Source organism: Henriciella algicola, from assembly GCF_003576245.1.
Lineage (GTDB): Bacteria > Pseudomonadota > Alphaproteobacteria > Caulobacterales > Hyphomonadaceae > Henriciella > Henriciella algicola.
In genome coordinates this window covers 136110-159357 of record NZ_QWGA01000003.1, presented here as the reverse complement: position 1 = coordinate 159357, position 23248 = coordinate 136110, and the positions used below count along the sequence as shown (strand labels likewise).

Sequence of the window (23248 nt, the reverse complement as noted above, 5' to 3'; positions counted from 1 at the left end):
TCGTCGCATCACATTTGCGCGAGAGCGCTGGCGCGCAATGAGAATTTGCGACATCCAGCCCTCTGGAATTCTGTTCAGTAAAAGTCGACCTTCCGCCTCATGACAAAATTTCTTCTCCCGTTGATCACCGCGCTCATCGCTGCGCCGGCGCTTGCGCCTCTGAATGCGCAGCCGGTGGATGGCGGCCATGCGCGTGTCGAACTGATTTCAGAGCGTGAGACGGCCATACCGGGCGAAACCGTCTGGTTCGGTCTCAGCTTCGAAATGGATGATGAGTGGCACATCTACTGGAAGAATGCCGGAGATGCCGGCATTCCGCCGCGCGCTTACTGGGATGACCAGACAACGGTGGAGGCCGAAGCGATTGGCGACATCGACTGGCCTCTGCCTGAACTCCTTCCCGTCGTGGAAGGTGAGATCATGGACTATGGCTATAGCGGCGAAATCGTCTTGCCATTTCCGGTCGAAGTACCAGCCGGCGCCACTGGACCCATCCGTCTCGGCGGGGAAATCGATTACCTTATCTGCAAGGACATCTGCATTCCGGAATCGGTCGATGTCGAAGTGGTCATGGATGTGGGCGCTGAGCAGGTGCCGGACCGTGAGAATGGTGCACGCATCGCTGACGCGCTTGCAGATGTGCCGGTAGAATTTACTGGCGACACAGCGCTGACCGCAGAGGGCGAGAGCTGGGTCCTGTCAGCCTCGGGCGGCGCGCTCGCGGGCGTATCGGGCGACACACGTTTCTTTCCTGACGGACATGAAATCGTCCACGCAGCCCCGCAACCTGCGACGTTCGGTGAGCAGGGGATTGCCATCGAGTTGACGCCGGTACGCGCCGGAATGCCTGAGGCGCTGACCGGTGTCATCCGTGTGGCTATGGCGGGGGGAGATCCTGTTGCGGTGAGGATATCGGCGAGTGAAGCCGATGTGCTTTCCGGAACAAGCGGACTTGGAAGCTCTGACGGGAACGCGGCAAAATCAGGCGGCGGCGCGGGCGGTCTCACCTCCAGTTCAGGCGGAGCTGGCGGCGGGCTCAACCTCTTCATCCTGATTGGATCGGCGCTGCTTGGCGGCCTGATCCTCAACCTGATGCCGTGCGTCCTGCCGGTACTCTCGATCAAGGCGATTGGCATGGTGCAGGTTGCGGCCAGCGGTGAGCGCAGCGAGCTTAGAAAGCATGGGCTCTGGTACACAGCAGGCGTTTTGATCAGCTTTGCAGCGACGGGCCTTGCCTTTATCGCGCTGCGCGCGGCGGGCCAGTTCGTAAGCCTTGGCTTCCAGCTTCAGTATCCGGCGGTTGTCGCAGCGCTGGCGCTCATCATGGTGGTCATCGGTCTCTGGCTGCTCGGCGTCGTGAACTTTGGCACGTCTGTGCAGAATGTCGGCTCCGGTCTTGCCGGGCGGCAGGGGAGTGCAGGCGCGTTCTTTACGGGTGTCCTGGCCGCTGTGGTCGGCGCGCCCTGTGTCGGCCCATTTGTTGTCGGCGCGCTCGGGGCTGTCCTGAATGAGCCTTGGCCGGTCGTGATGGCGGTCTTCCTGATGCTGGGTCTTGGCCTTGCGCTGCCCTTCCTGGTGCTGAGCTATGTGCCGGGCCTGCATAAGTCGCTGCCAAAACCGGGCCTCTGGATGGAGCGGCTGAAGCAGGCCTTTGCCTTTCCGATGTTCCTGACGGCCGCCTGGCTGGTCACCGTGCTCGGCAACCACCCCGCCGCTGGCGCAACCGCATTCGGTGCCGTCATCCTCGCCTTTGGTATCTGGCTGGTCAGCGTCGCGGGCGGGCGCCTTCGCACAGGGCTGGTCACGCTTGGGGCGGGATTTGCCTTGATAGGTATCGTCTGGCCGGTGGCGTCGGGCCTGCAGGACGCGCCATCGGCGAGTGGAACGCCAGCGTCCTATGCTGCTGCCTATGAGCCAGAGCCCTGGTCGCCGACGCGCGTCGAAGAGCTGCTTGGTGAAGGGCGCGGCATCTTCGTGGACTTCACCGCGTCATGGTGCGCGACCTGTCAGGTGAACAAGCGCACGACGCTGAAACGCGACGATGTCCTTCAAGCCATGGAGGACGCGAACGTCACTTTCCTCGTGGCCGACTTTACGCGCCCAAATGACGAGATTTCAGACGAACTCAAGCGACGTGGAAGTCCCGGCGTTCCGATGTATCTTCTCTATGCGCCTGGTGAGCCGGAGCCGGAGATCCTGCCGACGCTGCTCAATGCAGGCATGTTGAAGCGCAAGCTCGAAGCCTTTTGATACTGCATCTGCCCACCCAGAAAGGATGACGTCATGACCGCTCTTACCCGTAGGAACCTTGGACTTGCCTCAGGCATGGCCGCAGCCGTTGCGCTCAGCGCTGGCGCGATGATCGCATTTTCCGCTTCCGCTGCGCCGGCAGCAGAGCCTGGCCAGCCCGCGCCGGAATTCACCGGCACCACGGCGACAGGTGAGGAAGTCTCTCTTTCTGATTTCGCAGGCAAGACTGTCATTCTCGAATGGACCAATGATGGCTGCCCGTTCGTGCAGAAACACTATGCAGACCCGCCGCAGAACATGCAGGGCCTGCAGGCACGCGCAGGCGAGGATGACATTGTCTGGCTGCAGGTGATTTCGTCGGCGCCGGGCACGCAGGGTCATGTCGATGGTGACCGCGCGATTGAGATCAATGAGGGGCGCAGCGCGGCCCCGACCCATGTCATCCTTGATCCGTCTGGTGATATCGGCCGTCTCTATGAGGCAAAGACCACGCCGCACATGTTCATCATCGAGCCCGATAGCGACATCGCCTATGCAGGCGCGATCGATTCCATCCCATCTTCACGCGTGTCTGATATCGAGACCGCTGAGAATTATGTGACCGCCGCGCTCGACGCGCTGGAAGCCGGTGAGACCGTCCAGACGAGCTGGGCAGCGCCTTATGGCTGCTCGGTGAAATACGAATAGGCGAACGCGCGCCACCTCAAATGAAAAGACCCTTGCAGGCATCGCCCGCAGGGGTCTTCTTTTGTCTGGTCGCTCGCTATTTCAGGCGTTCGACGCGAAACTGCAGGCCGTCATCCAGCTTCATCATATAGCTGCCAAGGGCGGCTGACTTGATGGTTGCGCTGTCGACACCGCGTTTGGCCGAGTAATAGACGCGCTTATTGTCCGTCTGCTGCCAGACCTGGCCGTTCTGCAGGGTGATATAAAGCTCACCGCGAGGTGTCTTCTGGACCGATGCGACAGGGTAAGACACCTCATCAATCTTCTCGCTATCGCTGAAAACCGAAGACGCGAAGTTCGGCAGGCTCGGAATGGAGAAGCCAAAGGAGTCGCGGCGAACCTCTTCCACTTCGCTGCGGGTAACGATAACCGCTTCGCCCGTCTCTTCTGCCGATTTGAGGCGACCGACGGCGTCATCATAACAGGCAAGCCGCGCGGCATCGTCCGAAAGATCGGCGCAGGCATAGACCTCACGCGTGCTGAAGGATGCTGCTTCCTGCGCTGTTGCTGGAAGAAATGTGCTCAGGATAAGTATCGAAAGAGGTAAACTGTGTCGCATGCCTGTTCATCTGCTGCTCAACTGCGGTGCGCTATCTTTCCAAGCGCCTGATCACATGAAACACTAAGTCGAAACGAAAATCACGGGAAGTCATGATGAAATCTCTCAAATCCGTTCTTCTGTCGGCCGGCGCCGCTGGTCTGGTTCTCACGCTTGCTGCCTGTGGGGGCAGCGGAGGAAACGGATCTGGCGACGGCGATGAAGCCGCTGTCCTGCGCCGCGGTATCTCTGCAAAGGTCGATACGCTCGACCCGCACCGATCTTCGGCCAAATGGGAAAACATCGTGATCTCCGACATGATTGTCGGCCTCATGACCATCACGCCTGACCGTGAAGTCATTCCAGGCGTCGCGGAAAGCTGGGAGACGAGCGAGGACGGCCTGACCTGGACGTTCAATCTGCGCGAATCGCAATGGTCTGACGGTGAGCCCGTCACGGCAGACGATTTCGTCTATGCCTTCCGCCGCATCCAGAACCCGGAAATTGCGTCGCAATATTCCTCCCTGCTCTACATCGTGAAGAATGCTGCGCAGGTGAACTCTGGCGAACTGCCACCTGAAGAGCTCGGCGTGCGCGCCATCGATGATCTGACGTTTGAGATCACCCTTGAAGAGCCTGCGCCTTACCTGCTCGGCCTTCTGACCCACTACACGACCTATCCGGTGCCACAGCACATCGTCGAACAATACGGCGAAGCGTGGATCCAGCCTGACAACATTGAGGTGAACGGGCCTTACAAGTTGGCTTACTGGCGCACCGGCGACCAGCTCGTCTCAGAGAAGAACCCGCTCTTCTATGAGGCCGATGAGGTCTGCTTCGACCGCGTCGCCTGTTTCGAGATCGAGGACGCTGCAGCCGTCGAGCGCCGCATCGAGGCAGGTGAGCTCGATATCAATAATGGCTTCGATGGCGGCCGGACCGAAGAACTGGAAGCGAAGTTTCCGGGCTGGGTGCGCACCGCACCAAGCCTGATTACCACCTATTGGAGCTTCAATTCCAGCCAGGAGCCGTTCGACGATGTGCGCGTTCGCAAGGCGCTGTCGCTGGCGCTGGACCGTGAGTTCATTGTCGACCGCGTGCTGACGCCTGGCTACATCCCGGCCTATTCTTTCGTGCCGCCAACGATGAGCAACTATAATGTCGAGCGTCCGGAGGTCGGCTTTGCTGACATGTCCCGCGAAGAACGTCTCGCAGAAGCCCGCGCGCTTCTGGAAGAGGCCGGATATGGCCCGGATAATCAGCTGTCGTTTGAATTCATCCACCGCTCGACTGACGACAATCCGAAAGCTGCGCCTGTCGCTCAGGCGAACTGGAACGAGATCGCGCCCTGGGTGAATGCCGAGATCCTGCGTCAGGACACCAAGGTGCTCTATGCACGCCTTCGCCAGTCTGACTTTGAGGTGGCGGACGGCGCCTGGGTTGCTGACTTCGATGACCCGATCAACTTCCTCTACCTGCTCGATTCGGAGACCGGCCAGCAGAACTATGGTCGTTATTCGAACCCGGAGTACGATGCGCTCCTGGCTGAAGCGAGCCGAACCCGCGACCTTCAGGCCCGGGCCGAGATCTTCGCCGAAGCTGAGGCGATGATGCTGGAAGACTATCCGATCACGCCGATGTGGATTCAGGTCACCAAGAACCTTGTCGATCCGGAGCTGACCGGCTGGGCCGAAAATGCCCAGGACGATCACCTCTCGCGCTGGCTGTGCCGCGCCGACATTGAGGCAGGCGCTGAGCCCGAGGCAGAGGCGACCGACAGCGCCGGGGAGTAGGCGGCAAGGAAGAGGGCCGGGGGGCTATGAGCGACGAACTTGAAGCAGCAGGCCTCGCCTCGGTCGGCGCCCTCTCTGCGGGGGGAACCGCCGACCTGCAGGGCCAGCCCTGCCGCAATTGCGGCGTGATGGTGAAACACCGTTACTGCCCCAATTGCGGTCAGCTCGCCGCCAGTTTCCACCGGCCTTTCTATTCACTTGTCGCCGAAACGGTGTCGGACAGTCTGGCGCTGGATGGGCGTATCGCCCGCACACTGCCGAAACTGCTTTTCAGGCCGGGCGCGCTAAGCCGTGACTATAGCGCAGGCAAGCGGGCCCGCTATGTCCCGCCATTCAGGCTCTTCCTGCTGTCGAGCCTGATCTTCTATTTTGTCGCCTTCGCCTTCATCAACTCCAATGGCGTCAACGCGTTGGAACAAATCGAGACGGGAGAGGGCCCGGCGCTGAGCGAGGAAGAAAGCGAAGCGCTTTCTGAATACCTGTCGCAGAATGGCGGCCTAAATGAGCGCGAACTCGAAGATATAATTGAACGCGCGCGCGCAAACAGGACCGAAGCCGAACAAGAAGCCACAAGCGATGCTGTGCCCGATCAGCCAGTTGCCGATTCGGAGGAAAGCGAATCGGAAGAGAACAACGTCAATCTTGGCTCAAACGAATTGGGTGAACGCCTTGAAGCGGCTGCCGAGCGCACTTTTGAGAATCCAAGACTATTTACGACGGCCGCAGAAACCTGGGCGCCGCGCCTCAGCCTAATTCTGGTCCCTCTGACGATACTTGCCCTATCGCTCATGTATGCCTGGCGTCGGCGCATCTATGTTTATGATCACGCAATCCACGCGCTCCACTTGCACAGCTGGATCTATCTCAGCTCGACCTTGGCATTCGGTCTGTCCGCATTGATGGGGGGCTGGGTCGCCGGTCTTTATTACTCGATCGCGCTTCCGGTCTATACGATGTTCAGTATGCGCGGGGCCTACGGTACAGGATATCTGCAGGCCTTTTTGCGAATGATGGTCCTGTCATTCTTCTGGCTGGTCAGCCTGACAGCGCTCATCGTGGCGCTCGTCATCCTTTCGCTGCTCGCTGTCTAGAGCGTTGCAAATACGCCGATCACGCGAAGAAAACGCAGCGTGTCGACATCTTAGCAACACTTTTTCGAGAATCCGTCATCAGTTTGTCACTTTCGATTGACGCGACGAAATCAACTTCGATAGCAGTGCTAGCTATACCGATTTCTGAGGGGTCGGTTGCCAAAATGCATGGCACACGAGAGTTAATCTGGAGGTTCAACTGTGAACGGAACTACACTCAAAAAACATCTGTTGACGTCGGCGGTCTTCGCCGGTGCAGCGATGACGGTGTTCGCCGCACCTGCGTTTGCGCAGGATGACGTCGAAACCGTACCAGCGCAGGAAGAGGCGGAAGCGCGCCAGCAGACGGTGGTTATCACCGGCTCGCTCATCCCGCAGTCCGGCAACCTGACGGCGACCAGCCCGGTCACCGAGCTTGACGCAGAGCAGTTTGACATCCGCGGTACGATCCGCGCGGAAGACCTCGTCAACACCCTGCCACAGGCATTCGGTGCACAAGGTTCGTCGCTCGCGAACGGTGGTACCGGTACGGCTTCCGTGAACCTTCGTGGTCTCGGCTCGGAGCGTACGCTCGTTCTGATGAACGGCCGCCGCCTTCCTTACGGCTCGCTGAACATCTCCGCGCCAGACATCAACTCGATCCCAACCCAGCTGGTTGAGCGCGTTGACGTTCTGACCGGTGGTGCATCGGCGACCTACGGTTCTGACGCTATCGCAGGCGTCGTGAACTTCGTCATGAATGACGATTTCGAAGGCTTCCAGATCGACGGCAACTACAGCTTCTACCAGCACAACAATGATGGTGAGCTTCAGGGCCTTCTGAAAGAATTCGCTGGTCTGAACCCAAGCCAGTACCGCGTCCCAAGCGGCTCTGTTGAAGACGGCGACGCTGTTGATGTCACCCTGATGGCTGGTGGCAACTTCGACAATGACCGCGGCCACATGATGGCTTTCGCGTCGTACCAGAACGTCAACGAAGTCCTTCAGGGCGACCGCGACTACGCACAGTGTGCTCTTGGTACCCGCAACGGCGGCAACGAGTTCACCTGTGCTGGTTCAGGTACGAACCAGTTCACCAACCTTCTCGATCTTGGCGGCGGTCTGCCAACCGGCACCTGGGGCCGCGTTGATCCTGCAGGCACCGGTACGTTCATCGCACGTGACTTCGTCACCGACACGTTCAACTTCAACCCGTTCAACCACTTCCAGCGTCCGAACGAGAAGTACACGTTCGGTACGTTCCTGAACTACGACATCACCGACAATATCGAAGCCTATGGCGAGTTCATGTTCGTTCAGAACGAAACCAACTCGCAGATCGCACCTTCCGGTGTGTTCGGCTACGGTGTTGCTGGCGCTGCCGGTGGTCTGAACTGTGACAACCCGTTCCTTTCGGCTCAGCAAACCTCCTTCATCGGCTGTGACGGTCTCGCACCTGACGCAGTCGTCGGCGTTGGTTCGCTTCTGGCACTTCGCCGGAACGTTGAAGGCGGCCCACGTAACAACGACATCCGTCACCAGACCTTCCGCAATGTCATCGGCATCCGCGGCGATCTGGAAGGCACCTCGATCGGTTACGATGTCTACGCATCGTTCGCGAAAGTGGTCCGTACGGAAGTTTACAACAACGACCTCTCCATCCGAAAGCTGACGAACGCGCTCTACGCGGTTCCAGATGGCAATGGCGGTGTGGCTTGTAACGTCAACGTCGACGCTGACCCAACCAATGATGACGCGGCCTGTGTGCCTTACGACATCTGGTCGGGCAACGCGCCTGATCCAGCAGCTATCGACTACGTCGTCAGCCCGCTGAACCGTAACGGCGACGTGACCCAGACGGTCATCTCCGGCAAGATGTTCGGCTCGTTCGGCGACTACGGCCTCGTTTCGCCAATGGCTGTCGACGCACCAGGCTGGGCCTTCGGTGCTGAATACCGCCGCGACACGATCGACTCGAACCCAGACGCTGCATTCCAGTCGGGTGACGGTGCTGGTCAGGGTGGTCCAACCCAGGCGATCTCGGGTGCGCAGAATGTTATCGACATCTTCGCAGAACTCGACATCCCGCTGGTTCAGGAACGTCCAGGTATCTACGACCTGAACATGGACCTCGCCTATCGTAAGTCCTATTACGACAACGTCGATTCCGACGCGTACAAGGTTGGCCTCCAGTACTCGCCAACTTCGGACTTCATGCTTCGTGGTTCGTTCCAGCGCGCTGTTCGTGCTGCGAACATCTTCGAACTGTTCTCGCCAGCCGGCCTGACGCTGTTCGACCCTGCAGATGGTGACCCATGTGCCGGCCCGAACCCGCTGTTCACCCAGGCCCAGTGTGCGAACACCGGTCTTGACCCAGCGAACTACGGCTCGCAGGCGCTCACCAGCCCAGCTGGTCAGTACAACATCCTGACGGGCGGTAACGAAGACCTGGATCCGGAAGAGTCCGACACGTTCACCGTTGGTGCGGTGTTCACGCCGAGCTTCCTCGACGGCCTCACGGTGTCGCTCGACTACTTCAGCATCGAAGTGGAAGGCTACATCTCGACGGTTCCTGCCGAGACCTCGATCAACCAGTGTGCCCTGACCGGCGACCAGTTCTTCTGCTCGCTCATCAACCGCGGTACCGGTGGCACCCTCTGGGCCAACCCAACTGGCTTCTTCATTGCGACGAACGTCAACACGGGTAGCCTCGAAACCACTGGCTTCGACCTCCAGGCAAACTACACCTACGACGCTGGTGCGACGGGCGTGTTCAGCTTCGACTATGTCGGTACCTACCTCGACAGCCTCGAAGTTCAGTCGCTCCCAGACGCATCTGTCACGCCTCCGTTTGACTGTGTCGGCCTCTATGGCGGCCGCTGTCAGTCGAACTTCGGCAACGGTGCAAACCCTGAGTATCGCCACAAGGCGAGCGCAACCTGGATGCCACTCGACGGCAAGTTGTCCGTCACCGGTACGTGGCGCCACTTCAGCGAAGTTGACCTCGACGCAGCCAACCCAGCGCCGATCAACGCAACGTTCGAAGCTCAGGACTACTTCGACCTGTCGACGAGCTACCAGCTCCTGGACAACACCCGCGTCCGCTTCGGTGTGAACAACGTCACGGATGAAGATCCGCCGCTGTCCTCCGTCGTTGGTACGGCACCAGGTAACGGTAACACCTACCCGCAGGTGTACGACGCACTCGGCCGTTACATCTTCATGGGCGCCACGGTCGACTTCTAGGTCCTCCGAGGTTCCGGAAGAACGGAATATCAGGAAAGGGCGGCCTCTCGGGGCCGCCCTTTTTCTTTGGCTGGCGTGGGCCGTTGCGGCAGGGCGCCGCGCCGCGCTATGAGCAGGCCATGGCCCGCAACACGCCCATCCCTCATATTTCTGATGAAGATCGCGCCTTTGTCCGCGGCCTGCTGATCCATCAGGATGATCAGGTGCTGGCCTTCAACAAACCGCCGGGCCTCGCCGTGCAGATCGCTGGTGGCAGAGGCAAGTCCCTGGACTTTCTGCTCTGGGCGTTCGCAAAGTCGAATGGCAAGCGGCCGCGCCTCGTTCACCGCATAGACTCCGGAACATCCGGCGTCCTGGTCGTCGCGCGCACAAAGCCTGCGGCTGCTGCACTTTCTGCCCAGTTCTCTGAGCGCGCAGCGTCCAAGACCTATCTCGCCATCGTGTCAGGTCAGCTGCCGTCTGCGGACGAAGGGGTCTGCGCTGAGGCCCTCCTCAAGGTGCCGTCAGACAGGGGCGGGCGCGAGAAGATGATCCCTGCATCTGCCAGCCAGAAAGGCGCGCTGAGCGCCGAGACTCGCTGGAAAATACTGTCCCGGTCCGACGGTTTCGCCCTGATAGAAGCAAAGCCCGTTACCGGCCGCATGCACCAGATCCGGGCCCATATGGCCGCGCTTGGTTGCCCGATACTCGGCGACCGGATCTACGGCTCCGGCAAGCTCTCAGCCGACCGGTTGATGCTCCACGCCGCGCGTCTTGATATCGCGCACCCTGAGCCTGGCGCCGGGAGGCTCCAGCTGGAGGCGCCGCTTCCCGAAGATTTCCTTGCCCGAATGAAAGAGGCCGCCCTTTCGATCTGAAAGGACGGCCTCAACATCTCAGGTTCTGCGCGCGTTACTCGGCAGCGCCCGGTGTCAGGCGGATCAGGCGGCCGCCATCGTCGTCCTCCAGCACATAGATCGCGCCGTCCGGGCCTTGCTCGACCTCACGGATACGCTTGTCCCACTCATAGCGCTCGGCCTCATTCGCGGTGGTTTCCATCGTCGATGAGGTGCCGCCAGCGCCCTGATTGTCGAGCGGGGTCTGTTCGAACTCGACACGCACCAGCGCCTTGGACGACAGGCCGCCAATAAAGGCGTCGCCCTGCCAGTCAGCGAAAGTGTCGCCGTCATAGATGATGAGGCCCGCCGGGCTGATCACCGGTGTCCAGGAAACGGCGGGGTTCTCATAAATCGGGAAATCCTCATGGTTTCCGAAGAACTGCTTGCCGTTATAGTGCTCGCCATTCGAGACGATCGGGTAGCCGTAATTCTCGCCCTTCAGGATGAGGTTCAGCTCATCGCCGCCAGCCGGGCCCATCTCATGTACCCAGAGCTGGCCGTCTGCATCGAACGCCACGCCAAGCATGTTGCGATGGCCAAGCGACCAGATCGTGTCGGCGACACCGCCATTGCCGTAGAAGGGATTGTCCTCAAGCGGGGCGCCATCGGTCGTCACGCGGATCACCTTGCCGAGGTTCATGTCCATATTCTGCGCCGGGCTGAACTTCTGACGCTCGCTGGAGGTGATGATGAGGTTTCCATCCGGCGCGACGGCGAGACGGTGACCATAGTGGCCGTTGCCCGGCACCTTCTGGGACTGTTCCCAGATGCGGGTAATACCAGACAGGCTGCCACCGGTTTCCGTGAGCTCCAGCGTGGCCTTGTCGACTGCCGCGCCTGACAGAGTGTCATCCTGCGGGTCGCGCTCGGCATAGGACAGGAAGACCGTACCGTTCTCTGCAAAGTCCGGGTGGATGATGATGTCACCAAGGCCGCCCTGGCCGCGCATGGTGACTTGCGGCACGTTGGAAATCTCTCCCAACTTCGCGCCATCGGTGCCGAGCAGCCAGAGATTGCCATCCTGCTCGGTGACGAGCGCGCGGCCATCCGGCAGGAAGGTCATTGCCCAGGCGCCGTCGAACGTCTCAAGCGCCTCGGCCGTGAGGACAGTGCCTTCGGTGCCGGTGACGGTCATCGTTTCGCCGGAAAATTGCGCCGCAGCGCTGAGGGCGAGGGCAGGGACCGCGCAAGCGGCGAGGAGTGTTCTGGTAATGGAGGTGACCATAGCTGGACCTTTCTGGCTGGCTGGTAAACTGCCACGCCAGATAGAACGCTTTTCTGCGTCGGCCAGCTCGGGGCTCTACTCAGCCATACCAGTCCAACGCATCATGGTCTGAAATCAGGTCGACTGCGCCGTTCAGCATCCGGAAGAACATATTGTCGCCGCGCTCGGTCTGCGTGACCAGCATGGCGGCGAAATAGGCCGTGAAGAAATGCTGGTACGCCCCGGCCACATAGTGGCGGAGAAAGTCGTTGCGGTCATAGTTGGACACGCCGAGCCGGTCGAGCTCTTCAAGGTAGAGGTCCACCAGCGCGCTCTCATTGGCCTGACGGGTCGCCGGGTCGATCGCGCCCGCGATGAAATAGCCGACATCCGCGCCGCCCGGCCCATAGCCAAAGCTCTGCCAGTCGACCACGGTCACTGGCTTGGCCGTGTTCGACAGGTCGAACAGCATGTTGTCCGGCCGGAAGTCTGAGTGGATCAGGCATTTCTGGCCTTCGCGGCTGTCACCATACTTGTCCATGTTTCGCGAGAGGGCATCGCCAACCTTGGTCGCCTCTGGCGTTACGCGGTCTCCATAGCGGGCCTTGAAACCGTCCCACAGCCCAGCAACCACGTCCGGATCCAGGACATCTGGCGCATGGGTCGTCCCCATGACCCATGCATACTCATCGAGCTTTTCGTCTTCCCAGTAGGCTGAGTGCAGCTTCGCGGCCTCTTCCAGCACGAGCTTTGCCTCGTCCAGGGTGACGCCTTCCAGCTGGTCGCCCTGTTCTGCGGGCGCCATGTCCCCCATCATCAGCACGAAGTCATGCGTCTCTTCATTCACGTCCGTGAAATAGCAATGCGGCGTCGAAACCCGCGCATCAGGCTGTAGCAGCTGGTAGAATTTCACTTCGCGGTGATAATTGCCGAGACTGCGGCCGGTCGCGCGGCTTTCCTCACCTTCTGAGGGGAATTTGCCGACAATGGTCGCGGGCGCGTTGGGCGCTGCTTCCGCGTAATTCAGCTTGAAGCGGACACAGTCGCCAATCTGGCCCGTTCCAACCCGTCCAGCCTCGAATGAGGCAACGCGCGCATCAATGCCATCGCTTTTCAACGCCGCTGTCAGCCATTCGGCGTCGATGTCCCTCCATTCGCGGATCTCAGGCATTGGCGGCCTCGCTGAGTGGATGGACGTAGACTTCATTGTGCTTGATGAGGCTATTTTCGATCAGGACGAGGTCGAAGCCCCGCATCTTGCCTTCCTTGCCGCCGTCGCCGATGTCGCAATACCAGCGCCCACAGAAGCCGCCCTGAATGGCCCAGACCATCTCCGGCAGATAAGTCATGGGCGGTGTCGAGCTGAAAAGCGTCTGAAGATAGCTTCTCAGTGCCTCCCGCCCTTCAATCCCGTGTGGGACTTGCGGATCCTTGTAGACCGTGTCGGCCGCGTAAAAGCCGACCAGCCGGTCCACATCCTTGTCTGTCCAGGCCTGCAGCCAGTCCGCGTTGAAGCGTTCAATATCCATTGGGCTCATCCGTTCAGAACCCTTTCCTTGTGTGCATCGGTAAACACTTCGGGTGGGACCATTTCAGGCCCGCCCATGATGGCAACGCCGTGCAAGCCGAGGCTTGGATCCGCAGCAGCGCGCTCGAGATAGCGCTTGCGCCGCTCTTTGGCGTCGTCGCCAAATTCCATGTCGAGTGAGGCCTGAAGGTGGCCCGCAAAGCGCAGGCGCCGCATCTGCTCGAAACGCTCTGCCGCGTATTCCGAAAAATCAGGTGCTTCTCCGGCCGGGGTCGCTTTCAGTATATCGGACACCATTCGGACGTCGCGATAGGTGATTGAGAGCCCAAGCCCATTGATCGGGTCATTCCAACCGGCGGCATCGCCAATCAGGACGCAACCTTCCGTGAATGGCTCATCCGTCCAGCTGTCATTGTTGAAATAAGAGAGGAGGGGACCTGCAGGCTTGCCATCGGCAATCGCCTCATTCCCCGGCGCACAATTCATGCGAAAGCTTTCGAGGAATTTGCGTGGGCCATCTTCGCCAGCAAAGCGGCCCTTGTCTTCAAGCGCGTAGCCGCCATAGACGCGAACCTTGTCGCCGCCTTGCGGGAAGGCGAGAAAGCCGAAACTGCCTTCTGTCCCGATGGCCTGGCGTGTTTCGTCCCACCCTTCGACGCCTTCCACCAGCAGGCCGGCGAACCAGTGATGTGGCTTGTCCTGGTGCAACTTGATGCCCGCCGCCTTGCGGGTAGGGGACATACGGCCCTCTGCGCCAATGATAAGCGGAGCCTGCGCCGTATGGGATTTGCCGTCCTGCTCATAAGTGACGGTTGGTGTTGCGCCGAGTTCAATATCGGTGACGTTTACATTGCGCACCGCCGTTGCGCCGCAACGCACGGCTTCATCATAAAGTGTCTGGCAGTGATGCGGATGACCAATTGTGAGCGGGCCCGGCACGTTCTCCGCAAACATGCCGAGCGGCAGCGCCGTTTCCTCAGCGTCCGTTGGCGCCCGGCTTTCATCATAATGAACGTGAGAGGTGATGTGATGTCCGCCTGCCTCCCGGAGCAGATCATACAAGCCGAGGCGATGGACCTCGACAACGCCCCAGGGCGCGATCCATTCGCCCCGCACATGATCGGTGAAGGTCGCCGACTTCTCCAGCAAAAGCACGGATTTGCCCGCGCGGGCCATGGTTGCTGCCATGGCGGATCCGCCGATGCCGCCACCGACGATGATCAGGTCATAATTCATCTCTTCCTCCCGGATGTCTCTTTGCGGACATTCACGTTGGTGCAAAGCGTATCGGCAGGCGCGTCGATGGCAAGACGCGACGCCGCGTCAGTGCTGGGGTGTAGGCTGTCAATTTCCGCCCAATCGCCGTAAAAGCCCCGTCGATGAACGGATTTCTTTATGTTGCTCTCGGCGGTGCGCTTGGCGCCAGCCTTCGCCACGGGGCGGGGCTCGCGGCTGTGCGCTTCGGGCTCAGCGGCTGGCCGTGGGCGACTTTCTTCGTCAACCTGCTGGGCAGCTTGCTCATGGGGCTGCTAATTGGCTGGCTGGCTTTCAAGGGTGAAAGCCTTGGCGGCGGCCAGGGCGCGCGTCTGTTCCTGGCGACCGGCCTTCTGGGCGGATTCACCACCTTCTCGGCGTTTTCGCTAGAGATCGCGCAATACATTCAGAAAGACGACTGGGCCCGCGCCATTGCCTATGCGGGCCTATCCGTTGTAGCGGGCCTCGCTCTTGTTCTCATAGGCATGATGATCATGCGGAAGGTACTGGCATGAACAGCCAAGTCATCAACGAAACCGTCAACCCGAAGGAAGGCGGCACGCGCCTCGACCGCTGGGTGAAGCGCCGTCTCAACGTCACGCAGGGCCAGCTCGAAAAGCTGCTGCGCTCGGGCCAGATCCGCGTTGATGGCAGCCGCGCCAAGGCCAATACCCGCCTTGAGGCCGGCATGGTCGTTCGCCTTCCGCCGCTGCACCAGCCGACCGCGGCAGAGAAGAAGGCGCGCGCTGCCAACACGGCGTCGGCCAAGGATGAGCAGTTCATGCGCGAAATGGTCATCTATGAGGATGACGATCTGTTTGCGCTGAACAAGCCCGCCGGCATCGCCGTGCAGGGCGGCACAAAGCAGGGCGACCGTCATATAGATGGCATGCTCGATATCCTTTCGGACGGCGAGTATCGCCCGAAACTCGTGCACCGCCTCGACAAGGAAACGTCCGGTCTTCTGCTGATCGCGCGTCATCCGGCGTCTGCGGCATGGCTGGGCGATCTTTTCCGCTCACGCGATATGGAAAAGGTCTACTGGGCCGTCACCGTCGGCGCGCCAAAGCCACCTGCCGGTCAGGTACGGTGCTGGATGACCAAGGGCGAAGGCTCTGAAGGCCGCGAACGCATGGTCCAATGTGCCCAGAATGATGAGGGCGCGCGCCACGCGATTACCGATTACGTCACCGTCTCGCAGGCGGGCCAGAAAGCAGCATGGGTTGCGCTTCGCCCGCAGACCGGCCGTATGCACCAGCTGCGCTTCCATATGCATGAGCTCGGCACCTCCATCCTCGGCGACGACAAATACATGACCCGCCGCGAAGTGCCCCAGGGCGTCGCCAATGGCTTGCACCTCCATGCGCGCGCGCTGCAGATCCCGCGTAAGAACAAGAAGCCGCTCCTGCTGCAGGCGCCTCTTTCCGGCCATATGAAACGGACTTTCGACACGCTTGGCTTCCTCGAACAGGAAGCAGGCAAGGATCCGCTGGAGCTGTTTATCTGAGGATCAATCCGCTGGCGCACTCGTCTCCGAAGATACCTGCGGAGGCAGGTATGCAGAGCGGCCGGCTTGCAATTGCCCATGCCCTTAATGACGCATCATGGACCCCTGCCTGCGCAGGGGTTTGCGGAGATTGGTTAAGTTGAAATGACCCAACTCAAACTCGCCATCTGGGATATGGACGGCACCATTGTCGACAGCCGGGAAGTCATCCAGGCGGCGATGTGCCGGGCCTTTGGTGTCTGCGGCCTGCCAGAGCCAGCCTATGAGGAGACCCGGAAGATTGTCGGTCTCGGCCTTGAAGAGGCCTGCCGCATCCTCGCGCCAGACTATCACGACCCTGCCGGTCTCAGCACCGCCTACAAGGAAGCCTTCGTCGCGCGCCGTACCGAAGAGAACTTTGTCGAGCCGCTTTATGACGGCGCAGAAGAGACGCTGAAACGCCTCGCAGAGGATGGCTGGCTGATCGCCATGGCAACGGGAAAGTCCCATCGCGGCATCCGCGCCATCTTCGAGATGCATCCGCTGGAGCAATATTTCGACACCATCTGGTGCGCTGATGATGGCCCCGGCAAGCCGCACCCTTTCATGGTCGAGCAGTGCATGAACGCGCTCGGCTGTGAGCCTCACCAGTCGCTCATCATTGGTGATGCGATCCACGACATCGCCATGGGCCGCAATGCTGGCATCCATACAATGGGCGTCAGTTGGGGCTTTGGCCGCGCCGATGAACTTCATGCGGCAGGCGCCCACGAAGTGCACGACACATTCGCAAGCCTGAATGCCGGCCTGCTGGGGTTCGAGCAGAAAATTTCAAGTATTTAGGGAACAGCCCGCGCTGAGCGGCGTTTGCACCCTGAGTATCCAGAAAAACAAGGGGAATCTCATGAAAAAGTCTTTGGTCGCACTTCTCATCGGTATGGGCGCAGTTGGCGGTATCGCAGCATGTGACAGCAATGATGGTCCAGCAGAGGAAATGGGCGAAGAAATAGACGAAGCCGGTGATGAGCTGGAAGAAGCCGGTGACGAGCTCGAAGAAGAAGTCGAGTAAGACTTTTCATAGTCAACCGATTGAAGGGCCGGCCTGGAAACAGGTCGGCCTTTTTCGTCTAGTGCTCTGAAAAAGATGAAGAAAAATGCATAAACGATGGATCGATACCGAGACGGCTGCGTTCCTTTTCTAACCGGATCGCAATGAAGCACCTCGAAAGGACCAAGCCGTGAAGTACAACATCGATTATATTCTGACGGGACTCGCAGTTGCCGCAATCGGTGGTGGCGCACTGGCTTTGTCGGCGCACTCAAGTGTCACCAATAGTGCAGCAGCGACGCAATTCACGGCGAGCGACACTGCCGCCTTCGACCGCAACTTCCAGGTCGCTGACCGCGATTGTGAAGTTGGCTTCGCCGCCCAGCAACTCTGCTTTGAACGTACCGCTCTCGAAGATCGTATCTCGATTGGCGAACCTTTCCCTGAGACGATGTATCCGCTGGCTCTTGAGTGGCGCGCAAATCTCGCGCTGGAGCGTAAAGCCGACAACCTCAAAACGGTCCGCATCGGCCAGAGCATCATCCTGATGGAACGTGATACGCGTATGGTTGTCGACAAGATGGATCTTTCCGGTCAGCGCCACGCTGACGCCGACACCACTGCCGCAGGCTAGCTGAACGCAGAAATTGACCTTTTGCCTCCGCATGGCATGAGGTCGCTGCATGACGACGCGCAAGCCCACCCCGCCAAATCTGCCCCGCCGCTTCTATAAGGAGGCGGCGGTTTCGCGTGAGGGCGACACGTGGGCCATCCTGCTGGACGGCAAACCCGTACGTACGCCTGAAAAGAACCACCTTGCGACCGAGCATGAAACGCTCGCCACCCTCATCGCAGAAGAATGGGCCGCGCAGGGAGACCTGATCGACCCGACCACCATGCCGCTGACGCGCCTGCTGAACGTCTCGATAGACGGTGCCCCCGGCGCGCGAGACGCCCTCGCCGATGAGGTCGCAAAATACGCAGAGACCGACCTTGTCTGCCACCTCGCCGACGGTCCGAGCGAGCTGCGCGCCCGCCAGGAAGCAGGCTGGGGCCGCTGGCGTGAATGGGCGGGCAAGAACCTCGACATTGTGCTCGTCCCTGTCGAAGGCATCATCGCCTCACCGCAGCCTGACGCCTCGCTCAAGGCCGCGCGTGACCATGCCGCGAGCCTCGACGACCTACGCCTCACCGCGCTGACCTGGGCGATGGCGCTCTATGGTTCGGCCGTCCTCGCGCTGGCGGTAGAGCAGGGCGAGCTTGATGCCCTCGACGCGTTTGACCTCTCCCGCATTGATGAGACCTGGCAGATCGAGCAGTGGGGCGAGGACGAAGAAGCCATGGATGTGGTCGCGCGCCGCCGCGCGGACGCCGACGCCATCGGGCAACTCTTTGCGGCCATCGCGCGTTAGATCAGCCTCGAGGTTCGGCGCCCAGCACGGGCGCCCGCCGCCGAGGAGGAGAACGCCATGACCTACCGGTTCCAACTCGCCGCCAGCGCCGCCCTCGCCGCTGTCTTCCTTGCCGCCTGTGATCCTGCCACGCCCACAGACCCGGAGCCGCTGACACCGCCGGAAGAGACCGCCGCGCCAGCTGATCCGGCCATGCCTGCGCCCGGCACATCGACGGATACGACGGGAGACAGCGCGGGTATGGACGCGTCTTCCCCTGATCAGGTCAGCCCAGCCGCCTGCGCGACCATCACGGCTGACGGCCTTTGCGGCGTCGAGTTCGGCATGAGCGCCGATGAGGCCAGGGAAGCCCATCTCGCCGGTCTCTACGCCATGGGCGACAGCGGCACGGGCGAAGAGAGCGCCTGCTACTATCTCGGGCCCGAAGAGGGCAATTACGATGTCGGCTACATGGTCGAGAGCGGCAGCGTGCAGCGGATCGACATCCGCGCGCCGGGCGTGGTCACCCCCGAAGGCGTCGAAGTCGGCATCAGCGAAGCCGACGTCGAAGCCATCCATCCGGACCTCACCCGCCAGCCCAACAAATATGTCGATCGCGACGATCTCATCGTCGAGATGGATGGCGGGGCAAAACTCATCATGGAAACAGATGAGGCAGGCGCTGTGTCTGCCTACCGCGTCGGCCTGTCGCCAGCCGTCGATTTTGTCGAAGGCTGCGCCTGATTCCGCACGCCCAATCTGAACAATGCCTCAGGCGCTGCGCACGCCCGCGTGGCGCCTGAGCGCCTGTAGCGCATAACACCCTGTATCAAAACGACTAATAAGGTGAATGGAATCCGAACGGGCCGGTCACGCTGTGTTCGACTGCCGTATGTTTTTCTGCTGCCATGATGAAGAACGTCATGAAGAACCGGGTGGTAGCGCTGGCTTTGGCGGCTCTCCCACTCACCGCAGCACCTGCCTTTGCAGATGAAGCCCCTCACCGCTCCGCGACCGCCCTCTCAGGCGCGTTCCTCAGCGTCGCCGACGCGTCTTTCTATATCTCCGTCGGCAATGACCGCTGGCGTGGACGCGATGGCCGCTATTACAGCAATGACCGCTATGGTCAGCGCCCGTGGGAAACCCGCCAGCTTCGCCGTGATGCCGTGCGCCAGTGCGCTGCCGTCATCCAGCGCGAAGGCTACCGCGCCGGCTTCCGCGATGTGGATATCGACAATGACCTTCGTGTTCGCCAGATCGGCCCACGCGGCTTCGTCGTCCGCTTCGACGATGTCGAGTTCGAAGGCCGCCGCCGTGAGTTCTACCGCGATGTGAGCTGCACCGTGCGCCGCGGCAACGTGGTGGAGCTGTCAGGCCTGCCAGAGCCGGGGCGCCGCGGCAATCGCGGTTACAACAATGGCTACTATAACGGCCACAATGGCTATCGCAGCCACTCGTCCACCACCTACGGCCCGCGCGGCGCGCATACGGTGACGACGACCACAGCGACCCAGACGCCAGATCCATACCTTTATGGCGGACGCGGTGATCGCGGCGGACGTCGCGGCAATTAGGGCCTGACCCGGCCTGCTGGACGCAGGCATATGCCCAACTGAAGAAAGGCTGGCAGGTTGCCCATGCGGCAGCCTGCCCTTTTTCTTGCGTCGTCCGCCTCATTCAGTAACAAGGACAGCCATATCAAGGACTCACCGATCGAGAGGGCTGCCCCATGAAAGACGTCATCGAAGCGCTTGAGGCAAAACGCGAAGAGGCCCGCATGGGCGGCGGCGAAGGCCGCATCGCCAAGCAGCACGAAAAAGGCAAGCTCACCGCGCGTGAGCGGATCACCCTCCTGCTGGACGAAGGCAGCTTTGAGGAAACCGACATGTTCGTGGAGCACCGCTCCCACGACTTCGGCATGGAAGAACAGCGCATCCCGGGCGACGGCGTCGTCACCGGCTTCGGCACGGTGAATGGCCGTCTCGTCTATGTCTTCTCAAAGGACTTCACCGTGTTCGGCGGCTCGCTGTCGCTCGCGCAGTCGGAAAAGATCGTGAAGATCCAGAAGGCCGCGGCCCGCAACGGCGCGCCTGTTGTCGGCATCTTCGATGCGGGCGGCGCGCGTATCCAGGAAGGCGTAGACTCTCTTGCGGGCTATGCCGATATCTTCATGGAAAACGTCCTCTCCTCCGGCGTCATCCCGCAGATCTCCGTCATCATGGGCCCATGTGCGGGCGGCGACGTCTATTCGCCTGCCATGACCGACTTCATCTTCATGGTGAAGGACACCTCCTACATGTATGTTACCGGCCCTGACGTCGTGAAGACCGTCACGAATGAGGAAGTCACCCACGAAACTTTGGGCGGTGCGTCCGTCCATGCCAAGAAGTCCGGCGTTGCCGATGGCGCGTTCGACAATGACATCGAGGCGCTCATCCAGATGCGCCGCCTCATCGACTTCCTGCCGCTGTCTAACCGTGAGGAAGCACCAAAGCGCCCAAGCTTTGATGATCCGGACCGCGTCGAGGAAAGCCTCGACACCCTCATCCCGGACAATCCGAACACGCCTTACGACATGCGAGAGCTGATCGAGAAGACCGCCGATGAGGGCGACTTCTTCGAAATCAGCCCTGATTTCGGCGCCAACATCCTCTGCGGTTTTGGCCGTATGGAAGGCTCCACCGTTGGCTTTGTCGCCAACCAGCCAATGACGCTCGCCGGCGTCCTCGACATCGACTCCAGCCGCAAGGCCGCTCGTTTCGTGCGCTTCTGCGACTGCTTCAACATCCCGATCGTCACCTTCGTGGACGTGCCGGGCTTCATGCCGGGCACCAAGCAGGAATATGGTGGCCTCATCAAGCATGGCGCAAAGCTCCTCTTCGCCTATGCCGAAGCCACCGTCCCGAAAGTCACCGTCATCACGCGCAAGGCCTATGGCGGCGCCTATGACGTGATGAGCTCCAAGCACCTGCGCGGCGACATGAACTATGCCTGGCCAACGGCTGAAATCGCCGTGATGGGCGCAAAGGGCGCAGTGGAGATCATCTTCCGCAAGGACATTGGCGACGAGAAGAAAATCGCCGAGCACACCAAGATGTACGAAGACAACTTCGCCAACCCATATGTGGCCGCGAAGAAGGGCTATATCGACGACATCATCATGCCCCACTCCACCCGCCGCCGCGTCTGCAAGGCGCTACGCACCCTCCGCGGGAAAGAGCTCGAGAACCCCTGGAAGAAGCACGATAATATCCCGCTTTAAGGGGCTAAAGATTGCAGAGTTATCTTTTTGGAGAGCATCAATAGCGATCCGCTGAAGAGACTTGGCTAGCTCGACCTGTTCGAAGCTTGGGCGGCGCAATGGTTTATGGATAGGTTGATGCTCTTGTGCGAACTTCTGCATTCGTGCCAATCAAATTCACTTTACCGTGAAGTTGGTTGTTGAAATGGACGATAATAGCGATCCAGAAGCTGAAAAGCGCAAAGTTAACAGTTCGAGTGAAAAGATAGAGAATAACCGGCCGTCGAATGACGGTCCCGTGACCAAAAGTTCTCGAGCCTTCCGTACCGAAACTTTCAAAAAGGCGGTCAAACCGGATTCTTCATTGCTTGCCTCGGCAGCGCAGGTCGCTTCTGAGACGACGAAGTACAAGGATCTGCTTCGACAAGCAGGAATGGGCAACGGGATTGATGCTCAGCACGTAGCCAAACTTGCGAGCAGCTCTTCCTTAGAGTCGATAGCTCGGATCGCGTCGGAATCGACGAAATACGACAACCTACTTCGACAAGCTGGAACAGGCCACGAGAACTACGCTCAGCAGATAGCCAGACTGGCAGATAGCTCTTCCTTGGCATCGATAGCCCGGGCCGCGTCGGAATCGACGAAATACGACGATCTACTTCGTCAGGCTGGAATCAAATCCGCATCTAAATGGCACCGTATGGTGTCCGACCTTTCTTCAGCGAAATTCAAAAGTGGATCGCTCTACGCGGGGCATGGAGTCGATCAGCATCAGATTCGGAAACTCGAGAAAGATGCGACTGAACGGATTCGCGAGGCTGACGCTGAGCAGGATGATGATCGTCGCGAAAGCTTAAAGAGGTCAGCTCAAGAAACTTTCGACTTTCTAGCTGAACTTGCCGACCGAAGGGTGTTAGCAGTAGAGAGCGCACAAATCTTTTGGTCGCGTCGATTGGGTATAAGCGTCGCTGTAGCGAACGGGGCATTCTGCGCAGCCATCGGCGCTGCGCTCATAAATGGTGGGATAGATCTTTCGTTCGGCACCTATATTTTTTGGCTTACTGGAGCGGGCATGCTGGTAGCGGGTCTTTTGCCTATAGTGGAGCTTTGGCATCACAGCTCAGTTCTTGAGGTAGTTGAGGCGGAAAGAGATCGGTTGAAGATGGATGTTTCTAACCGGCCCTCTTCAACCGATGCGAGGTCATTTTGGTCATTTAAGTGCGCCAAAATCGTTATGATCGCGATGGCAACTTTAGCATTTTTCGTTGCTGCGGTTTGGACGGGTATTTCTGGTCCTTCCCACTTGCAAAATCGAAAGACGCGTAGTGTTCCGTCAAACGAGTTCGAACGGGAAATTGAGCCTTTGCTGTTCAAAATTTCTGCTAGACCGCTAAGCAATGCTGAATGGAATGTAGTTTTGCCTGCTCCGTCCCTAGACTAAGTGATATGGGCAGGAAAAGGTGGATCTTAGCTCGGCCGTCGCTGCTATGAGTTTTATCAAGGTGGAGCATCGATACCCAAGTACGGCCCGGTGCAATGGTGCTTCCCCCATCCCCAGCCCCTCTCCCGTGGGGAGAAGGGAGAAGTTTCCTCAC

Annotated in this window: 21 protein-coding genes; 16 read left to right on the top strand and 5 right to left on the bottom strand. The window is 60.0% G+C overall.

Annotation, left to right across the window (positions count from 1 at the left end):
* The first annotated feature begins 99 nt into the window (after window positions 1–99).
* Complete coding sequence (locus tag D1222_RS01265) at window positions 100–2250, top strand: protein-disulfide reductase DsbD family protein (RefSeq protein ID WP_119452429.1); 2151 nt, start codon at window positions 100–102, stop codon at window positions 2248–2250.
* A 33-nt stretch (window positions 2251–2283) separates the two neighbouring features.
* Complete coding sequence (locus D1222_RS01260) at window positions 2284–2937, top strand: redoxin domain-containing protein (RefSeq protein ID WP_119452428.1); 654 nt, start codon at window positions 2284–2286, stop codon at window positions 2935–2937.
* Window positions 2938–3013: 76 nt separating this feature from the next.
* Here D1222_RS01260 and D1222_RS01255 read toward each other — a convergent pair whose 3' ends face one another.
* Window positions 3014–3535 (bottom strand): hypothetical protein, encoded by a 522-nt coding sequence (locus D1222_RS01255; RefSeq protein ID WP_119452427.1) that lies wholly within the window; start codon window positions 3533–3535, stop codon window positions 3014–3016.
* 95 nt (window positions 3536–3630) lie between these two features.
* Between D1222_RS01255 and D1222_RS01250 the strand changes: the two genes are divergently transcribed.
* The 4 genes from D1222_RS01250 to D1222_RS01235 all read left to right on the top strand — a co-directional run bounded on the left by D1222_RS01250 (window position 3631) and on the right by D1222_RS01235 (window position 10480).
* Window positions 3631–5307, top strand: a complete 1677-nt coding sequence (locus D1222_RS01250; protein WP_233348456.1) for a peptide ABC transporter substrate-binding protein — start codon at window positions 3631–3633, stop codon at window positions 5305–5307.
* Window positions 5308–5333: 26 nt separating this feature from the next.
* On the top strand, window positions 5334–6398 hold the full coding sequence (locus tag D1222_RS01245; protein WP_119452425.1) for a DUF3667 domain-containing protein: 1065 nt from the start codon (window positions 5334–5336) through the stop codon (window positions 6396–6398).
* Between the two features lie 231 nt (window positions 6399–6629).
* A complete protein-coding gene (locus tag D1222_RS01240) occupies window positions 6630–9623 on the top strand; it encodes a TonB-dependent receptor domain-containing protein (RefSeq protein ID WP_119452424.1) in 2994 nt (997 codons plus the stop codon).
* Window positions 9624–9742: 119 nt separating this feature from the next.
* Window positions 9743–10480 carry an RluA family pseudouridine synthase gene (locus D1222_RS01235; RefSeq protein ID WP_119452423.1) on the top strand — a complete coding sequence of 246 codons (738 nt, stop codon included), beginning with the start codon at window positions 9743–9745 and terminating at the stop codon, window positions 10478–10480.
* 34 nt (window positions 10481–10514) lie between these two features.
* On the opposite strand, the gene D1222_RS01230 is transcribed toward D1222_RS01235, so the two are convergent.
* From D1222_RS01230 to D1222_RS01215, 4 genes are all read right to left on the bottom strand, one after another.
* Window positions 10515–11726: a PQQ-dependent sugar dehydrogenase gene (locus tag D1222_RS01230; RefSeq protein WP_119452422.1), complete on the bottom strand. Its 1212-nt coding sequence runs from the start codon at window positions 11724–11726 to the stop codon at window positions 10515–10517.
* Between the two features lie 79 nt (window positions 11727–11805).
* Window positions 11806–12876: a phosphotransferase gene (locus D1222_RS01225; protein WP_182481830.1), complete on the bottom strand. Its 1071-nt coding sequence runs from the start codon at window positions 12874–12876 to the stop codon at window positions 11806–11808.
* Window positions 12869–13234, bottom strand: coding sequence for a nuclear transport factor 2 family protein (locus D1222_RS01220; protein WP_119452420.1), 366 nt, complete (start codon window positions 13232–13234; stop codon window positions 12869–12871). The genes D1222_RS01225 and D1222_RS01220 overlap by 8 nt, the downstream gene beginning before the upstream one ends.
* Before the next feature lie 5 nt (window positions 13235–13239).
* Window positions 13240–14469, bottom strand: a complete 1230-nt coding sequence (locus D1222_RS01215; RefSeq protein WP_119452419.1) for an FAD-dependent oxidoreductase — start codon at window positions 14467–14469, stop codon at window positions 13240–13242.
* Window positions 14470–14612: 143 nt separating this feature from the next.
* Between D1222_RS01215 and D1222_RS01210 the strand changes: the two genes are divergently transcribed.
* The 10 genes from D1222_RS01210 to D1222_RS01170 all read left to right on the top strand — a co-directional run bounded on the left by D1222_RS01210 (window position 14613) and on the right by D1222_RS01170 (window position 23094).
* Window positions 14613–15002 carry a fluoride efflux transporter FluC gene (locus tag D1222_RS01210; protein WP_119452418.1) on the top strand — a complete coding sequence of 130 codons (390 nt, stop codon included), beginning with the start codon at window positions 14613–14615 and terminating at the stop codon, window positions 15000–15002.
* Window positions 14999–15994 carry an RluA family pseudouridine synthase gene (locus D1222_RS01205; RefSeq protein ID WP_119452417.1) on the top strand — a complete coding sequence of 332 codons (996 nt, stop codon included), beginning with the start codon at window positions 14999–15001 and terminating at the stop codon, window positions 15992–15994. The genes D1222_RS01210 and D1222_RS01205 overlap by 4 nt, the downstream gene beginning before the upstream one ends.
* A gap of 144 nt (window positions 15995–16138) precedes the next feature.
* Window positions 16139–16816 carry an HAD-IA family hydrolase gene (locus D1222_RS01200; RefSeq protein ID WP_119452416.1) on the top strand — a complete coding sequence of 226 codons (678 nt, stop codon included), beginning with the start codon at window positions 16139–16141 and terminating at the stop codon, window positions 16814–16816.
* A 61-nt stretch (window positions 16817–16877) separates the two neighbouring features.
* A complete protein-coding gene (locus D1222_RS15695; protein WP_182481829.1) occupies window positions 16878–17042 on the top strand; it encodes a hypothetical protein in 165 nt (54 codons plus the stop codon).
* A gap of 169 nt (window positions 17043–17211) precedes the next feature.
* Window positions 17212–17655, top strand: coding sequence for a hypothetical protein (locus tag D1222_RS01195; protein WP_119452415.1), 444 nt, complete (start codon window positions 17212–17214; stop codon window positions 17653–17655).
* Window positions 17656–17704: 49 nt separating this feature from the next.
* The gene (locus D1222_RS01190; protein WP_119452414.1) at window positions 17705–18433 is read left to right on the top strand and encodes an ATP12 family chaperone protein; all 729 of its coding nucleotides are present in this window, start codon (window positions 17705–17707) and stop codon (window positions 18431–18433) included.
* 57 nt (window positions 18434–18490) lie between these two features.
* Window positions 18491–19156 (top strand): hypothetical protein, encoded by a 666-nt coding sequence (locus D1222_RS01185; protein ID WP_119452413.1) that lies wholly within the window; start codon window positions 18491–18493, stop codon window positions 19154–19156.
* A gap of 179 nt (window positions 19157–19335) precedes the next feature.
* Window positions 19336–19986 carry a hypothetical protein gene (locus D1222_RS01180; protein WP_119452412.1) on the top strand — a complete coding sequence of 217 codons (651 nt, stop codon included), beginning with the start codon at window positions 19336–19338 and terminating at the stop codon, window positions 19984–19986.
* A 155-nt stretch (window positions 19987–20141) separates the two neighbouring features.
* On the top strand, window positions 20142–21674 hold the full coding sequence (locus D1222_RS01175) for an acyl-CoA carboxylase subunit beta (protein ID WP_119452411.1): 1533 nt from the start codon (window positions 20142–20144) through the stop codon (window positions 21672–21674).
* A 184-nt stretch (window positions 21675–21858) separates the two neighbouring features.
* Window positions 21859–23094, top strand: a complete 1236-nt coding sequence (locus D1222_RS01170; protein WP_119452410.1) for a hypothetical protein — start codon at window positions 21859–21861, stop codon at window positions 23092–23094.
* The last annotated feature ends 154 nt before the right edge of the window (window positions 23095–23248 follow it).

Bases quoted from the DNA above. Each gene is read 5' to 3' on its own strand.
- D1222_RS01265 (WP_119452429.1), top strand. From the start codon at position 100: ATGACAAAATTTCTTCTCCCGTTGATCACCGCGCTCATCGCTGCGCCG.
- D1222_RS01260 (WP_119452428.1), top strand. From the start codon at position 2,284: ATGACCGCTCTTACCCGTAGGAACCTTGGACTTGCCTCAGGCATGGCC.
- D1222_RS01255 (WP_119452427.1), bottom strand. From the start codon at position 3,535: ATGCGACACAGTTTACCTCTTTCGATACTTATCCTGAGCACATTTCTT.
- D1222_RS01250 (WP_233348456.1), top strand. From the start codon at position 3,631: ATGAAATCTCTCAAATCCGTTCTTCTGTCGGCCGGCGCCGCTGGTCTG.
- D1222_RS01245 (WP_119452425.1), top strand. From the start codon at position 5,334: ATGAGCGACGAACTTGAAGCAGCAGGCCTCGCCTCGGTCGGCGCCCTC.
- D1222_RS01235 (WP_119452423.1), top strand. From the start codon at position 9,743: ATGGCCCGCAACACGCCCATCCCTCATATTTCTGATGAAGATCGCGCC.
- D1222_RS01230 (WP_119452422.1), bottom strand. From the start codon at position 11,726: ATGGTCACCTCCATTACCAGAACACTCCTCGCCGCTTGCGCGGTCCCT.
- D1222_RS01225 (WP_182481830.1), bottom strand. From the start codon at position 12,876: ATGCCTGAGATCCGCGAATGGAGGGACATCGACGCCGAATGGCTGACA.
- D1222_RS01220 (WP_119452420.1), bottom strand. From the start codon at position 13,234: ATGGATATTGAACGCTTCAACGCGGACTGGCTGCAGGCCTGGACAGAC.
- D1222_RS01215 (WP_119452419.1), bottom strand. From the start codon at position 14,469: ATGAATTATGACCTGATCATCGTCGGTGGCGGCATCGGCGGATCCGCC.
- D1222_RS01210 (WP_119452418.1), top strand. From the start codon at position 14,613: ATGAACGGATTTCTTTATGTTGCTCTCGGCGGTGCGCTTGGCGCCAGC.
- D1222_RS01205 (WP_119452417.1), top strand. From the start codon at position 14,999: ATGAACAGCCAAGTCATCAACGAAACCGTCAACCCGAAGGAAGGCGGC.
- D1222_RS01200 (WP_119452416.1), top strand. From the start codon at position 16,139: ATGACCCAACTCAAACTCGCCATCTGGGATATGGACGGCACCATTGTC.
- D1222_RS15695 (WP_182481829.1), top strand. From the start codon at position 16,878: ATGAAAAAGTCTTTGGTCGCACTTCTCATCGGTATGGGCGCAGTTGGC.
- D1222_RS01190 (WP_119452414.1), top strand. From the start codon at position 17,705: ATGACGACGCGCAAGCCCACCCCGCCAAATCTGCCCCGCCGCTTCTAT.
- D1222_RS01185 (WP_119452413.1), top strand. From the start codon at position 18,491: ATGACCTACCGGTTCCAACTCGCCGCCAGCGCCGCCCTCGCCGCTGTC.
- D1222_RS01180 (WP_119452412.1), top strand. From the start codon at position 19,336: ATGAAGAACCGGGTGGTAGCGCTGGCTTTGGCGGCTCTCCCACTCACC.
- D1222_RS01175 (WP_119452411.1), top strand. From the start codon at position 20,142: ATGAAAGACGTCATCGAAGCGCTTGAGGCAAAACGCGAAGAGGCCCGC.
- D1222_RS01170 (WP_119452410.1), top strand. From the start codon at position 21,859: ATGGACGATAATAGCGATCCAGAAGCTGAAAAGCGCAAAGTTAACAGT.